At 40.2% G+C, this 14,374-nt stretch carries 12 protein-coding genes and 1 pseudogene; 5 read left to right on the plus strand and 8 right to left on the minus strand.

What is annotated here, in order from left to right:
- The first annotated feature begins 44 nt into the window (after nt 1-44).
- The 5 genes from ACPYIV_RS00445 to ACPYIV_RS00465 all read left to right on the plus strand — a co-directional run bounded on the left by ACPYIV_RS00445 (nt 45) and on the right by ACPYIV_RS00465 (nt 6,922).
- On the plus strand, nt 45-248 hold the full coding sequence (locus tag ACPYIV_RS00445) for a helix-turn-helix domain-containing protein (protein ID WP_032539496.1): 204 nt from the start codon (nt 45-47) through the stop codon (nt 246-248).
- Nucleotide 249: 1 nt separating this feature from the next.
- On the plus strand, nt 250-3,480 hold the full coding sequence (locus ACPYIV_RS00450) for a type I restriction endonuclease subunit R (protein ID WP_425884979.1): 3,231 nt from the start codon (nt 250-252) through the stop codon (nt 3,478-3,480).
- Nucleotides 3,481-3,485: 5 nt separating this feature from the next.
- A complete protein-coding gene (locus tag ACPYIV_RS00455) occupies nt 3,486-5,144 on the plus strand; it encodes an HsdM family class I SAM-dependent methyltransferase (RefSeq protein WP_227073566.1) in 1,659 nt (552 codons plus the stop codon).
- A 94-nt stretch (nt 5,145-5,238) separates the two neighbouring features.
- Nucleotides 5,239-6,240: a virulence RhuM family protein gene (locus ACPYIV_RS00460; protein WP_224203987.1), complete on the plus strand. Its 1,002-nt coding sequence runs from the start codon at nt 5,239-5,241 to the stop codon at nt 6,238-6,240.
- A 76-nt stretch (nt 6,241-6,316) separates the two neighbouring features.
- Nucleotides 6,317-6,922, plus strand: coding sequence for a restriction endonuclease subunit S (locus ACPYIV_RS00465; protein ID WP_425884982.1), 606 nt, complete (start codon nt 6,317-6,319; stop codon nt 6,920-6,922).
- Here the strand turns inward: ACPYIV_RS00465 and ACPYIV_RS00470 are convergent.
- The 8 genes and pseudogenes from ACPYIV_RS00470 to ACPYIV_RS00505 all read right to left on the minus strand — a co-directional run bounded on the left by ACPYIV_RS00470 (nt 6,846) and on the right by ACPYIV_RS00505 (nt 14,368).
- Nucleotides 6,846-8,150 carry a restriction endonuclease subunit S gene (locus ACPYIV_RS00470; RefSeq protein ID WP_425884984.1) on the minus strand — a complete coding sequence of 435 codons (1,305 nt, stop codon included), beginning with the start codon at nt 8,148-8,150 and terminating at the stop codon, nt 6,846-6,848. The two genes, ACPYIV_RS00465 and ACPYIV_RS00470, sit on opposite strands and share 77 nt — an antisense overlap.
- Nucleotides 8,151-8,208: 58 nt before the next feature.
- Nucleotides 8,209-9,201 carry a site-specific tyrosine recombinase/integron integrase gene (xerA, locus tag ACPYIV_RS00475; RefSeq protein ID WP_425886483.1) on the minus strand — a complete coding sequence of 331 codons (993 nt, stop codon included), beginning with the start codon at nt 9,199-9,201 and terminating at the stop codon, nt 8,209-8,211.
- Between the two features lie 183 nt (nt 9,202-9,384).
- A pseudogene (locus ACPYIV_RS00480) lies at nt 9,385-9,948 on the minus strand (restriction endonuclease subunit S); the annotation flags it as partial.
- A gap of 74 nt (nt 9,949-10,022) precedes the next feature.
- Nucleotides 10,023-10,421 (minus strand): hypothetical protein, encoded by a 399-nt coding sequence (locus tag ACPYIV_RS00485; RefSeq protein ID WP_425884986.1) that lies wholly within the window; start codon nt 10,419-10,421, stop codon nt 10,023-10,025.
- Between the two features lie 35 nt (nt 10,422-10,456).
- Nucleotides 10,457-11,398 (minus strand): relaxase/mobilization nuclease domain-containing protein, encoded by a 942-nt coding sequence (locus tag ACPYIV_RS00490; protein WP_425884988.1) that lies wholly within the window; start codon nt 11,396-11,398, stop codon nt 10,457-10,459.
- Nucleotides 11,388-11,696, minus strand: coding sequence for a MobC family plasmid mobilization relaxosome protein (locus ACPYIV_RS00495; protein WP_425884990.1), 309 nt, complete (start codon nt 11,694-11,696; stop codon nt 11,388-11,390). Before ACPYIV_RS00495 ends, ACPYIV_RS00490 begins: the two co-directional genes overlap by 11 nt.
- Nucleotides 11,697-11,833: 137 nt before the next feature.
- On the minus strand, nt 11,834-12,913 hold the full coding sequence (locus tag ACPYIV_RS00500) for a DUF6371 domain-containing protein (protein ID WP_425884992.1): 1,080 nt from the start codon (nt 12,911-12,913) through the stop codon (nt 11,834-11,836).
- Between the two features lie 78 nt (nt 12,914-12,991).
- Nucleotides 12,992-14,368 carry a DUF3987 domain-containing protein gene (locus ACPYIV_RS00505; RefSeq protein ID WP_425884994.1) on the minus strand — a complete coding sequence of 459 codons (1,377 nt, stop codon included), beginning with the start codon at nt 14,366-14,368 and terminating at the stop codon, nt 12,992-12,994.
- Nucleotides 14,369-14,374 lie beyond the last annotated feature (6 nt).

Genomic DNA, 14,374 nt, shown 5'->3' on the forward strand with positions numbered 1-14,374 from the left:
CGAATATAATTCGCTATATTTGCATCATAAAATTAAATTAAAGAATGAAACTGAATAGAATAAAGGCTGTCCTTTTGGAAAAAGGTATTTCTCAAACATGGTTGGCGAAGAAACTTGATAAGAGTTTCAGTATGGTAAATGCCTATGCATGTAATCGGATTCAGCCTAATTTGGAGACCTTACAAGAGATAGCAGAGATACTACAAGTGGATTTAAAGGATTTGATAACCGACAAAAAGGATAGGTGACATGAAGCAATTCTCGGAGGCTACACGGGTACAGATGCCTGCAATGGTTCATCTTACTCGAATAGGATATACTTACTTCGGTAAGTTGAGCGAAGATAAGAATAGCACTGTATATGACGGTGATACGAATATTCTATTGCCAATTTTTGAGCAGCAGTTCAAAAGACTGAATCCTGAACATGAGGGTGAGTATCTTCAAGTCTTGAAAGATATTCGTAAGGAACTGAATGATGATGACCTCGGTCGTGGGTTTTATAACCGTCTGAAAGCCGTATCTCCTGTAAAGTTGATTGACTTCGACAATATCGGAAACAATACCTTTCATTTCACAGCCGAATTTACTTGTAAGAACGGACAAGATGAGTTTCGACCTGACATTACTTTGTTTGTGAATGGCTTGCCACTTTGCTTTGTAGAAGTGAAGAAGCCCAACAATCAGGGTGGAATGTTGGCGGAGAGCGCACGAATGAACAAAGAACGTTTTCCAAATAAGAAGTTCCGTCGTTTCATTAATATCACGCAGTTAATGATATTCAGCAACAATATGGAATATGATGCACTTGGTGGCATTGTACCCATACAAGGGGCTTTCTATTGTACTGGAGCACGCTCATATTCTCCCTTTAACTGTTTCCGTGAAGAAAATCTGTCTGCACAAAAGATTGCACCTTTCCATCGTGATTATCCATATAAGGACATTGACAAGACAGCGGAAAAACAGATATTATCAGATTATAATTGTCAAGTCATTCATACAAGCCCAGAATATCAAACCAATCTCGATTTCAATACGCCTACTAATAGGATGCTGACTTCCATGTGTTCACCGGAACGTTTACTGTATATTATTAAATACGGTATAGCATATGTTAGAATGGAACGAGAGGTAGATGGAAAGATTGAATCTACCGACCAAAAACATATCATGCGTTACCAACAATTGTTTGCATCATTGGCTATTCGCAAGAAACTGGCCGAGGGTGTAAAATCTGGTGTGGTATGGCATACACAAGGTAGTGGAAAAACGGCCCTGTCTTATTACTTGACATTTATTCTCAACGATTTCTATTCTAAACAGAACAAGGTGGCTAAATTCTATTTCATAGTTGACCGCCTCGATTTGTTAGAACAAGCTACACAAGAGTTTGAAGCTCGTGGATTGGTAGTATCGACTGCTAATTCAAGGGCTGAATTGATGGCGCAATTCCGTAGTAATCAAGCACAGCAGGGGGTAAGTGGTCAGGCTGAAATAACGGTAGTAAATATACAACGCTTTGCGGAGGATAAAGAAAAAGTACGTATCAACGACTATGCTACCAACCTTCAACGTATCTTTATTCTTGACGAAGCACATCGTGGGTATAAACCCGGTGGCTGTTTCCTTGCCAATCTGTTTGATGCGGACACTGATGCAATAAAAATTGCACTTACAGGTACTCCGCTATTGAAGGAAGAACGTGCCAGTTGTAAAGTGTTCGGAAACTATCTGAACACTTATTATTACGATAAATCCATTGCGGATGGTTATACGCTGAAAATCATTCGTGAAGATATTGAAACATCATATAAGGAACGTCTTTCGGATGTGTACGACAAACTAGAGACATTAGTACAGAAGAAAGACATCCGCAAATCGGAAATCATAGAGCATCCGAGTTATGTAAACGAGTTGGCTCGTTATATCATGACGGATTTGAAAGAATTCCGAAAAATACAAGGGGATGACACTTTAGGCGGTATGGTTATCTGCGAAACTAGCGAGCAGGCTCGACGACTTTATGATGTATTCCAAGAGGAATGGCAAAAATACCAACCGAAGCCCATCAAGATTAAACTTCCTGATGGTTCGTTTATCGTGGGTGAACCTGAGGTGGATTACAAATCAAAGTATAGACCGCTGAAAGCCGGAATCATTCTTCATGATACAGATGACAAAGAAACGAGGAAGCAAATAGTCAAGGACTTTAAGAAGAATATGACGGTGGATATTCTCATTGTCTTCAATATGCTTCTGACTGGTTTTGATGCACCTCGCTTGAAGCGTTTATACTTTGGTCGTAAATTGAAAGACCATAATTTGCTTCAAGCTATTACTCGTGTAAACCGTCCTTATCCGGGGATGCGTTACGGTTTTGTCATTGATTTTGCCGATATTAAACGTAATTTTCAAGAAACGAATGAAGCGTATTTGCAAGAGTTGAATCGGTTTAACGATGTGGATGAGACAGGTGAAGAAGCTGTTACCGATACATTTACTCAAGTCATAGAGGATAAAGAAGAGATTTTGAAGCAAATGAAACAGGTGCGTCAGACTCTTTTTGATTATTCCTATGACAATGCAGAAGAGTTTTCCTCTGAAATTTCAACGGAAGAAGATAAGGCTGTGCTGCTTGACTTGAAACAGGCGTTAGAGGCAGCTAAGAACATGGCTAATATCGTGCGTACTTTTGGCGATGAGGATATGAAAGAGCAATTTGCTAAACTTGAAATTACCAAACTGCCACAACTGTTATCCGAAGTACAAAGGCGCATTGGCATCATCAATCAAAAGGAAGCGTTTAGCGTAGGGGAAGAAACAAAAACGCTAATCAATGAAGTGATGATGGATATTGAGTTTACTTTTTCCAAAATAGGGCAAGAAGAAATGCACTTAATATCAGGGGGAATAGAACTCAAAGAAAAATGGCAACGAACAATTACTTCATTTACGCAGAACTTTGACCAAGACGATCCAGAGTTCATATCGTTGCGTGATGCTTTTATGGAGCGGTTTAAAGAACACGGATTTGTAATTGATTCCATTGCTAAGTTTAATGAGGAAACCCAAGCATTGGATGAAATTATAGTTCGTCTGCAAGACCTACAAAAGCGGAATAATGCATTGATGAAAAAGTATAAGGGCGATGAAAAATTTGCCCGTGTACACAAACGCATACGAGAAGTAAATAAACAGAGGGAGGAGAAAGGACAAAAGCCGATGTTTTCTTTCCTTGACGAAGAGATTGCGGCCATTCTCAACATTATAAAAGAGGATGTGGATGCCAAAGTCTACGACCGTAATGACATTCTAAAAAAGGATGCTTATTTTAATCGTACGGTGATGGCTCTTATCAATGGATGCTTGTATCATTTCCCACAGATTAAGCCGGAGATGGACGATTACAAGTTTATCCAAACACGTATTTCACAACAGTATATCAACCAATATAGCGCCACTTACGGCATTGCATAAAGATTATGTCAGATATTAAAGAAAAAACATTAAAACTCATCGATGGTCTTAAAGCCACCTGCCAGTCATACGGTATGGGTAACGATGGTAACGAATATAAAATTATCACTCAGGTATTTCTCTATAAATTTCTGAATGATAAATTTGGTTATGAACTAAAAAATGCGAAGAGTGAGATTGCCAAGAAATTGACGGGAGATGTAAAATGGGAGACAGCATACGAGAATCTTTCTGATGATGAACGTATGCTTATTCAGAGTGCCATTTCTCCGGATGTTCCGATGCTTGAACCTTACCACCTGATAGCCAATCTTTGGAATCAACAGGGGAAGGGGGATTTTGATACCATCTTCGATTCTACTATGACCGATATAGCGGAACAAAATGCGGATATATTTTCCACACAGACCACAGCCAACACAAAAATACCTTTGTTTGAGGCGTTGACTCCATTTGTGACCGATACAGCACAACGTGCCCCATTCGCTCGTGCATTGGTGGATAAATTGGTAAACTTCTCTTTTGAAGAGGCGTTTGCGCAAAACTACGATTTCTTCTCCAGTATCTTTGAGTATTTGATTAAGGACTACAATACCGCCGGAGGAGGAAAATATGCGGAGTATTATACACCTCATGCCATAGCAACGATTATGGCTCGTCTGTTAGTGGGGGATAATGCCGATTTGCATAGCATGGAATGTTATGACCCATCGGCAGGAACAGGTACACTTCTGATGGCACTCAGTCATCAAATAGGTGAAGACCGTTGTACCATCTTCTCTCAGGATATTTCCCAGCGAAGCAACAAAATGTTGAAACTTAATTTGTTGCTTAACGGACTTGTATCTTCGCTTGATAATGCCATTCAGGGTGATACTCTTGTTAGCCCCTATCATAAGAGCGATGATGGACAACAGTTGCGTCAATTTGATTTTGTGGTAAGTAATCCGCCTTTTAAAATGGATTTTTCCGATACCAGAGAGAAAATAGCTGCTATGCCTGCTCGTTTTTGGGCTGGAGTCCCCAATGTGCCAGCTAAAAAGAAAGAGTCTATGGCAATATATACCTGTTTTATCCAGCACGTTATCAATTCGTTGAAAAAAACAGGGAAGGGAGCAATTGTTATTCCAACAGGCTTTATTACCGCAAAAAGTGGTATTGAGAACAAAATTCTTCATAAGATAGTAGATGACAAAGTGGTGTTTGGCTGTGTTTCCATGCCAAGCAACGTGTTTGCCAATACGGGTACGAATGTCAGTGTGTTGTTCTTTGATAAATCTGCCACTGCCGAAAAGGTGATTTTAATTGATGCCAGCAAATTGGGCGAAGAATACAAGGATGCCAACGGATTAAAAAAGGTACGACTGAATGATGATGAGATAGAGAAGATTGTCGGCACATTCCAACGAAAGGAAGCTGTAGAAGATTTTTCCGTGGCTGTTACTTACGATGAGATAAAGGAAAAAGGATATTCTCTTTCTGCCGGACAATATTTCGACATCAAGATTGATTATGTAGATATAACCGAAGATGAGTTTAATTCCCGAATGGCGAACTACAAGCAAACCCTTTCCGAGCAATTTGCAGAGAGTCATCGCTTGGAAGAAGAAATAATGAAACAGTTGGATGCTTTGCATTTCAACGCAAACGTAGGTAACGAATAAACGAGGTATTTATGTTTTGTCCCACGAAATGTGGGACAATTAGAAAATTGCCACAATTGTTTGCCAATTATAAAAATAAGAAATTGAACTAACAATGAGTAACGAAATTCAGTTTTTACTATATAACCTCCCTGATGAAGAGGGGAAGGTACAGGTCATTATAAAAGACGAGACCATTTGGTGTACGCAAAAGGCTATGGCAGAGCTTTTCGGTATTGACAAATCGGGTATTAGTCGGCATATAGCCAATATCTTCAAGGATGAAGAACTGCAGCAAGATACGACAGTTGCAAAAATTGCAACTGTCGTAAACCGAGGTATAAGAGGCGAGGTGGAAGATTTGGTCGATTTCTATAATCTTGATATGATTATTGCAGTTGGTTACCGTGTTTCTTCCCCAAAAGCTACTAAGTTTCGTCAGTGGGCAACCAAGATTCTCAATGAGTACATAAAAAAAGGGTTTGTGCTTGACGATGAGCGCTTAAAGCAGGGAACGGCGGTATTCGGAAAAGATTATTTTCGTGAATTGCTGGAAAGAGTACGCTCTATTCGTGCCAGTGAGCGACGTATCTGGCAACAGATTACCGATATATATGCAGAATGTAGTATAGACTATGATAGGAATTCGCCTACAACTCGCGATTTCTATGCCATGATACAGAATCGTTTTCATTATGCCATTACCGGGCAAACGGCAGCAGAGATTATCTATACAAAGGCAGACCATAACAAAGAACACATGGGGCTGACTACATGGAAGAATGCACCTGATGGACGTATCTTGAAATCGGATGTGTCAATAGCTAAGAACTATTTACAGGAAAAGGAAATTCGCCAATTGGAACGTGCGGTCACTGGTTTCTTTGATTATATAGAAGATCTTATCGAGCGTGAGAATACATTCAACATGTCCCAATTTTCTGAAAGTGTCAATGAGTTCCTCACATTCCGCCGTTATCAAATTTTGCCGGACAAAGGGCGTATTTCAGCATCACAAGCCAAAGTGAAGGCAGAAAGCGAATATGATATTTTTAATAAAACGCAACGGATAGATTCTGACTTTGACAAAGAAGTTAGGGGTATATTGGATAAGTAATTCTTCCAAAAGTTGTGGAAAATTTATTTATCCAATAACTGTATGAAGCGAAGTTGGGTAAGGAATTAAACGAAAAATGATGGAATTGAAAAAATATAATGCAAATCACACTAAAGTTCTGAAAATAAATCAAATTGTGCGTACAGTTTCAGACACTCACAGATTTGATAAAGATAAACTCATTGCCATAAATACATCTGATGTAGAAAATGGGGTAATGGGTAGCGGTACGCTAACTTCTGTAGATGAGCTAAAAGGCCAATTTAAGAAGACCATAGTAAAGGACGATATTTTGTTCAGTGAAATACGTCCTGCTAACAGAAGATTTGCTAAAGTTACAACAGAAGATACTAAAGACTATGTTGTATCTACCAAATTAATGGTATTGCGAAAATATAATGAAGATGTTGATTTAGAGTATTTTTATTATTGCTTGACAAATCAACCTTTTCTTGATATACTCCAACGAAGAGCCGAGAATCGGATAGGTTCATTTCCTCAAATTACATTCGATTTGCTTTCGGAATACGCTTTCCCAATACCACCAATCAGCGAACAGAAAAGAATATCAAGTGTGATATCTACGTTAGACAAAAAAATAGCTCTTAACCGTGCGATAAATCAGAATTTACCGATACTTGACCATTCATTAAGAGAGGCAAGAGTTCGTCTCGTTGCTTAATCAATGATATAATTTCATTGGTTAAAAGTTCTTTTTGATTAAGTATAGATTTCTCTATAATAGAGAATGTATCCATAACGTTTTTTGTTGGAACAACAATTGGAAGTCTATATAAATCTTCTTGATACAAAGCAATGACGGTTGTCGTTCCTTGCTTTAAGCCATCCATTGCTCTATACATGAAATCTGTATTAAAAAGTAGGTTCATGTAAAACGATGTAACTTTGTCAAAACTCATTCGCACTAACATATGATTAAATAGTGTGTTTTCTTCTACATAATCAATAAGGCAAGTTTTACCAACTATTTCTTTGCTATTACGTACATTTATTAAGAAATCACCTTTATGTAATGAAAATAAGAAAACCTCTTCACTTGTAGCATTTGTACGGGCTAATTTTTGTAACGAGTACTGTCCTTTACCATCTAAATCGCCCATTTTTAAATACCCAAATTCAGAACTATCAGAAAGCTGATTGTTTGATCGAATCAGCCCTTGTTGATATGAAGTTGTTATCTGACCTAAATTTAGGACTTCCCATTCTTTTGGAATCTCTCTCTTGAGCTTCTCATTCCAAACCATTTCACCCCCGCTTGATTTGTATGGTTTGCCCTCCTCATTCGGAAAGTCAAACTGCACAAACCAGTAGTCATATAGCTGTTTTGCCATTGCTTCTAAATTCTGATTTATCGCACGATTAAGTTCAATTTTTTTATCTAATGCAGAGAATGTTTCGCCAATTTGTTTTTGTTCTTGCAATGGAATTACTGGAACAGGAAAGGAATTGAGAGCTTCTATGGATAACGCATAGCGTTGTCCGCTTCCAGAGGCATTACAAGCGAAATATTTCTTTGCATAGTCTGTTTGTAGAAGAGCGTTCAGATAACGTCCATCTAGAATGTCTTTGTTTGGAGTAATCAGAGCGCAATGGTAACCCAATATGACATCGTCAAAATCATCGGCAATATAAGTAGGAATGCCAATGTCGTCACGGGTTTCACTGTCCTTAGTTAAGGCTACTTGACCTTTCTTCAATTGGAATTTGGAAATTTCATTGGAACGGGCTGTAGCAAGCATAAAACTATCATACTGAGCTGCGGTAATAGCCCAGTTATAATAAACATCTACAAAGTTACAAAGACGAATTTCTTTTTCTCCGTCTTTCATTTTCTTGTCTACTCCACTGATTTCAACAGTAGTGATGTCTCCCAATTTATATTTTTCCATTTGCATCCAGTTTTGGATGCAAAGTTACGCATTTTCAGGCAGAATCCTGTATGATTACTTATCCCAAGTACTTCTTATGAGCTAATTTTACATTGTTTTGGTTCACAATCGCATAATGCAGTGTCGTGTCAATACGTACATGTCCAAGTAAGCGTTGCACCTGTTCAATAGGCATACCTTTGTCGATAGCCATTGTCGCAAGGGTACGACGGAACTTGTGAGGATGAACTTTAGGTATAGAAAGTGCTTGTCCCAATTTCCGGATTTTTACTTCTACGCCACTGATAGTAAGGCGTGTGTGAGGAGAATGGAGTGAGACGAATAAAGCAGGATTGTCGTCAGTACGCCCATTGAGGTATTGTTGCAAATGCAGTTTGGTTCGGGCATTGAAGTAAACAACACGTTCCTTATTTCCCTTTCCGAATACCACACACTGTCGTTCGTGGAAGTCTATATCTGCTCGGTTCAGTTTTACCAATTCTCCTACACGAATGCCAGTAGATGAAAGAAAGTCTATAATGGTAAGGTCTCGTTTGTTAGTGCAACTATCTCGAAGTTGTTCCAACTGTTCGTCAGAAAGAACCTCTTTTACAAGTGAATCTGTTTTAACCTTGTGGATGCGTCTGACCGGACTTTTGGCGATGTAGTCTTCATCTTCTAACCATGCAAAGAAGCTGGAAAAGATGCGCCGCATATTGTCAATGGTAACTTTGCTGGATTGATGTTCTTCTTGATAATCGGATAGATAAGAACGAATGTCGGATGTGGTAATATGACAGATTGCTACTGAGAGTGTAACTAATAGCCGTTCAATGGTATTACGGTAGTACGCTAATGTCTTATCCGAACACCCCTCTATTTTCTTTGCTGATATAAAGGAATTTAAGAATTGTTCGTTTTCTTGTGTTTGTTGGTACACACACACACCTTTTTCGATAATCTCAACGTTATGCAGTTCTGATGTAAGCACAGCTTTAAGCTGCGCCATTTGTCGGCAATCTAAGTCACGCTGCATCTTCGCAACTATCGCCTGAATGATGTTCTCTTTCATAATTCTGATATTTATGTCTTTATATATAATATAAGAGACCGCTAAATCAGAATTTACCGATACTTGACCGTTCATCAAAAGCGGGAGAAGTTCGTCGCGTTGCTTAGTCAAATTTGATATTTCCTCTTGCAACTTCACTATCTGCTCAAAGATCGGTGATATCAGTACCTCAAATCTATACGCAATATCTTTATTATCAGGTATGGCGATTGTGCTTTGTTGTAAATGGTCTTGCGTAATATGTCCCATCGTTGTTTTCCTTGCTTCTGCCATTTTCTTGAATACATCGACATAATACAAAAGTTGAAAATAGTAGAATGATTTCGGGAAATCATTTGCAGATGTAACCTTAAAGATGTGCTGATTAAGTCCTCCAAGTCCATAAGCCCAGAGCATAACTTCCAGTGATGCCGACCATGAAAATAGCACATCACCATTATACACCTTTACTGACTCTGGTATATTTGACGTTACCTCTTCAGTGTCAACAGAAATTCCATCGTGCATTTCTCGTATCTTGATAACAGGCAATGACACTTCATCATCCTTTGGTCTGAATTTCTGACAAGCCAAACCATTTGTAAAAACAGCAATTTCAAAGAGGCTTCCACAATGCCAGCCAACAGGAATGTTGCGTTTCAGTTTCTTATTCCACACCATTTCGCCTCCGCTTGACTTATATGGTTTACCCTCCTCATTCGGGAAGTCAAACTGCACAAACCAATAGTCATAGAGTTGTTTTGCCATCGCCTCTAAATTCTGATTTATCGGTATATAAGAAAAGGAGAGGAAAATCCCCCTCCTTAACTCTAAACCATGTCTCAGACATTCAAATCCTTCAGTGTTAACGCATAATTGGGACAAAAACCGTCCATTATACACTTCAAACCAAGTGTCTGATAATACTTGTGGTCATCATCTTCGGTACAGAGGTATTTGTAACCGTAGCGTGGCATGTACTCCTTGAAGAAGCGAGCCAAGTCTTTCAGGCTTTCTTCTTGGTTCTTCTTGAAGTTGCTGCGCACAATGATGATAGACCAGTCGGGGAAGTTGCCTCTTCCACAGCTATACTCCCAGAAGCGGATATAGCAGTCTAAGTCACGTTCACGGATGTCCACACAAAAGCCATTGGCATGTGTCATTACGCTACAGCTTTCTCTGTAGCCAAATTTCTCACACAAGTAGAGATTGAAATCAAGAATTAAATCTTTTTGTGCCATAAATAATTGAATTTAAAATGTTAATAAATAAATGATTATAAATGAAAGCCTCGCTTGCGCTTAACCTTTTTCTTTTTCATCAGGCGATTGAACTCTGCTTCTTCTGCGGCAGTGGCATCGTAGGATGAACTTCCGTTTAGCAAACCGAGACTGAAGCCAAAGCCATCATCGGAATGGGAAACGTTTTGCTGTGTCTCTTCTTTCTGCTGTTTAGGTTCTTGTTTGGCAGACTCCAACAAGGATGCACAAGCATTCTCTTCCAGTCGGTTGTCGATATTTAGATAGCTAAATTCTCGGCTGACCTTTGAACCGGAGAAAGAAAAACCGTTGTGTTTAAACTTGGCACCTTGTATTTCCCGTGTAGTCCGGCTGACCTTGAATTTCATATCAATGTCTCGGTCAGCAAGCGCATCTTTCAAGTCATCCCAACTATGAACTTTAGGCAATTCTTCTTTCAATGCCTTGTATATCTCATGCTTTGCCTTATCGTAGGGACGTAAGCGTTCCTCTTTGATATGGTCTTTACCATTGGCAAAGTGCAAGTGATATTTGGCGGTCAGCATTTTGCAGACTTTCTCATTCCTGCGGAAGTCATTCTTGTCGCTAATCGTTTTGCCGTCATTGTTCACTCGGTTGAAAACGATATGGCAATGTGGATGCTCACGGTCGATATGCCGGGCAATGATGTATTGCGTGTTTTCAATACCCATCAGTTTCATATAGTCGTGCGCTATGTTCAGCATCAAGGCATCATCGGACTTTAGCCTTGCACTGTCTTCCGGTGAAAAGTTGAGCGAAGTATGTCCGACAATATTCTTTACCTTGTCGTTGAGTAATGCTTGTAACTCAAATTGCTCTACCATCTGTTCGGGTGTGCCTTCTACTCCGACCGCTTCCAATAGTTTGGATTTTTCCTCTTTGAGGACATAGCGAACACACCCACCGAATGACGTTCCTTTAGTCTGTTTACCTATCATCTTTCAGTCGCTTTATAAGTTGATTAATGTGCTGAGCCATTTCCTCGCATTTGTCAGCAACGGCAAAGAACCCGTAGGTGTTCGCTTGTCTTGCCAACTGGTTAAGATTGGTGCTTTCGCCAATCAATTGCCGGATGATGTGGATATGCTCTTGCGTGATTCGTTCACGTACCGAACCATTCTCGATGAGTGAACGGATGACTTCGCTCTGAGTCTGCTTGCTCCGTCTGCAAAGCGCACCAAGCCATGCGTGTTGCTGATATGACAGACGGAGTGTTATTGTATATTTCTTTTCCATGTGAATTGTTTTTAGTGAATAATTTGTGACCATCGGGAGCCGCCTCCTCAGACTTTTTGAGGAGCAAGTGGTCGGGAAATGTAATACACCGACATTAACTTGCTACAGTAAAAAAGTCTCGATTTCTCTCCCTGTGTTCAAAGTCTGAATCCTCGTTTCTTAGGTGGTGAAACCTTCGGCTGTGGAGTGCCTTGTTGTACGCTGACGAGCTTCAAATCGAATGTTTCTATCAGTGTTTTCAAGATAGGATTCTTCCTTATCATCTGTTGGAAGATAGCTTCGTCAGGCTTCACATTGAGCAGATAATCGGCTATGTCGTACCCCTCTTTTCGCTCGTTTTCGGTGGCATTGGCTTCCAGATAATCGAACATACGCACCTCAATTCCGTAGCTTTTCATCAGACCGATTTTGCTCTGCCAATAGTCGGTCGCTCCCAAATCAGGGAATAACACAACGCTTCTTCCTGCCAGAACGGATAGGTTGTTAGCATTGAAGCAACCATTCTTTCCCCCCGATGCTATCCATAGGAATTGCGGTAGATAGTAGGAAGCAATGAGTGCCGTTTTTTCGCTTTCGACCAGTGCAACAGGACGGCTTTTGTCTTCAGGAAGCAAATGCTCACCGAAGAAGCATTGCCTCAAATTGTAATCGCCCTTGTGCAGTACGGAGTGTACCCATGTAACATGATTGTATGGTTCTTTTATCCGCTTACCTGTTTCGGAATTGTAAAGCATTATCTTACCCGTACGGACTTTATTCTGATTGTCCGTCTGCCAGAATACAGTTGCACCGTCCCAATACTTGGATGTGCCAACCTTGTATCTCTTCATAAGTTTCAATGTTTCTGTTTCTCCGAACTGGGCCGATAGAAATTGAAATAACTTGTTCGCAGGATAGCCACGCAATGATTGGTTGACTATATCCAAATCAATGTAGGATGTGGCTATTGGTTGTATCTCTTTTATTGGTGCATAGTTTCTAAAACTATTCTCTGTGAACTTATCTTTTTCTGACGGATTCTGTTCAAAGTAATCACGGGGCGTGAAGTGATAACCGCATTTCTGTTCATGGTCACAACGCCCCACGTACTCAGGGAACTGGATTTGCTTCTCCGTATCAATATACTTGGAAAAGCATCTTTGGCGGTGGCAGTTCGGGCAAGTGTGCCGAGTGCTGACACCTTTGTAGGGCTCTAATATGAATCTATGTGTACTCATTGTATGTTTCTTTTTTGGTGTGTCACTTTTGTCGTTATTGTCGTTTTCGCTTGGAAAGTGTCAAAACTGACAAAAATGTCACGGGTTAATCTTTGAATATTCTCCATGCTTCTCTTTGCGGAACAATGTTCCGATGTTATCATTGAGAAAGCGTTGAAATGTGCGTTCCTTCATTCCATTTTGCTCGGCTATCTGTATAGCTTGGGCAGTTGTAAAGGATGGAGGAAGTAGATTGACTATCGCCTGTTGTTGGCTGTTGAGCATGTTCTCATTGAGTATATTTTGAACGCTCAATGCGGATTCCTTGAAATACTCCGTCAGTTTAATGGCTCGTTCTACCGTCAACAGGTCGATATATGTTTTACCACACTCTCCGCAAGTCCATCGTGCTAATTGGATAATCAGGCAGAAACGGATGATGTATATCTCCAGCTTGCAATAGATACTCACAATGGTGTCATTTGTCTCTTGGTCGCACAACTCTGAGAAGTGGTGCTGCCATTCGTAAAGCCGTCTCTTGGCATCCTCCGTGAAAAGAAGAATCTGCGGTTCTATCTCTCCAAACTCATTGAGGGCATACTCTTGTTGTATCAGCTTGTCAATAATGGCATTCCACTCTTGTTCGATGTTCTCCGGCAGTTCCTTGTCATTCCAACGTGCTTTCTGTTGCAGATTGGGCATCACGAACAGAATGCGGTCAATGAATCCGTTACTGGAGCGTTCGCCTTTAGCCAACTCGCTAAGAATCTTCTTTTGGATAGTACCGATAACTGAGATATACGGTCGCTTGATGAAGATGGAACTCTTGGCATTCTTGCGGTCGGATATAGTGGTCTTGGCACTGAATACCGACAACCAGAACTGTTCTTCCGAACCGTTGTTATAGCGGTTGAAGTTCTTGAACCAAGCGGATAATTCGTCAGCCCACAAGCATAAACCACGTTTGTTCTGCGCATGAATGAGGCTCAATCCTTCAGGTGTTACATCCGAAATCAAGAAGCGTTTACGGACTGGTTCCTGTGGAAATTGCTCTTCACCATTGTCCGCACGTTCTTTACGGCTCATACTCATTAACTCATCATACTTGGCAAGAGCCTTTTCAAAGACTTGATTCTTCTGATAGTCGTAATCAAGAAACGGTTTCATCGCAAAGCTGAGCGGATGACTTTTGTTTGCTCCCGGTCTTCCTATCAGTGCCATATACAGGATAGGGCTTTCTATCCAGCCTTGCTTGATTTGGGCAAGATGCGTGTTACCGATGCCAACTGCAATCGCTGCAAAAATTGCAGAGGCAATGTAGTCGGTAGGGTAGTTATGGCATTCGTGTACCTCACTGATGATGCGTTGGATTTTTGTAGGGAATATGCTGACAGGAAAATCAGTGCCTGTTAGTCGCATACTTAAATCAACCGCTTCATCAATGATGGATGCTGGATTAATAGAATATGTATCCATAGCTAC

This window comes from Parabacteroides vesiculifaciens, assembly GCF_049860805.1.
In the GTDB taxonomy this organism is placed as follows: domain Bacteria; phylum Bacteroidota; class Bacteroidia; order Bacteroidales; family Tannerellaceae; genus Parabacteroides.

What these genes read in the sequence shown, in the direction of transcription:
- ACPYIV_RS00445 (WP_032539496.1), top strand. Translation starts at nt 45, where the DNA reads ATGAAACTGAATAGAATAAAGGCTGTCCTTTTGGAAAAAGGTATTTCT.
- ACPYIV_RS00450 (WP_425884979.1), top strand. Translation starts at nt 250, where the DNA reads ATGAAGCAATTCTCGGAGGCTACACGGGTACAGATGCCTGCAATGGTT.
- ACPYIV_RS00455 (WP_227073566.1), top strand. Translation starts at nt 3,486, where the DNA reads ATGTCAGATATTAAAGAAAAAACATTAAAACTCATCGATGGTCTTAAA.
- ACPYIV_RS00460 (WP_224203987.1), top strand. Translation starts at nt 5,239, where the DNA reads ATGAGTAACGAAATTCAGTTTTTACTATATAACCTCCCTGATGAAGAG.
- ACPYIV_RS00465 (WP_425884982.1), top strand. Translation starts at nt 6,317, where the DNA reads ATGATGGAATTGAAAAAATATAATGCAAATCACACTAAAGTTCTGAAA.
- ACPYIV_RS00470 (WP_425884984.1), bottom strand. Translation starts at nt 8,150, where the DNA reads ATGGAAAAATATAAATTGGGAGACATCACTACTGTTGAAATCAGTGGA.
- xerA (WP_425886483.1), bottom strand. Translation starts at nt 9,201, where the DNA reads ATGAAAGAGAACATCATTCAGGCGATAGTTGCGAAGATGCAGCGTGAC.
- ACPYIV_RS00485 (WP_425884986.1), bottom strand. Translation starts at nt 10,421, where the DNA reads ATGGCACAAAAAGATTTAATTCTTGATTTCAATCTCTACTTGTGTGAG.
- ACPYIV_RS00490 (WP_425884988.1), bottom strand. Translation starts at nt 11,398, where the DNA reads ATGATAGGTAAACAGACTAAAGGAACGTCATTCGGTGGGTGTGTTCGC.
- ACPYIV_RS00495 (WP_425884990.1), bottom strand. Translation starts at nt 11,696, where the DNA reads ATGGAAAAGAAATATACAATAACACTCCGTCTGTCATATCAGCAACAC.
- ACPYIV_RS00500 (WP_425884992.1), bottom strand. Translation starts at nt 12,913, where the DNA reads ATGAGTACACATAGATTCATATTAGAGCCCTACAAAGGTGTCAGCACT.
- ACPYIV_RS00505 (WP_425884994.1), bottom strand. Translation starts at nt 14,368, where the DNA reads ATGGATACATATTCTATTAATCCAGCATCCATCATTGATGAAGCGGTT.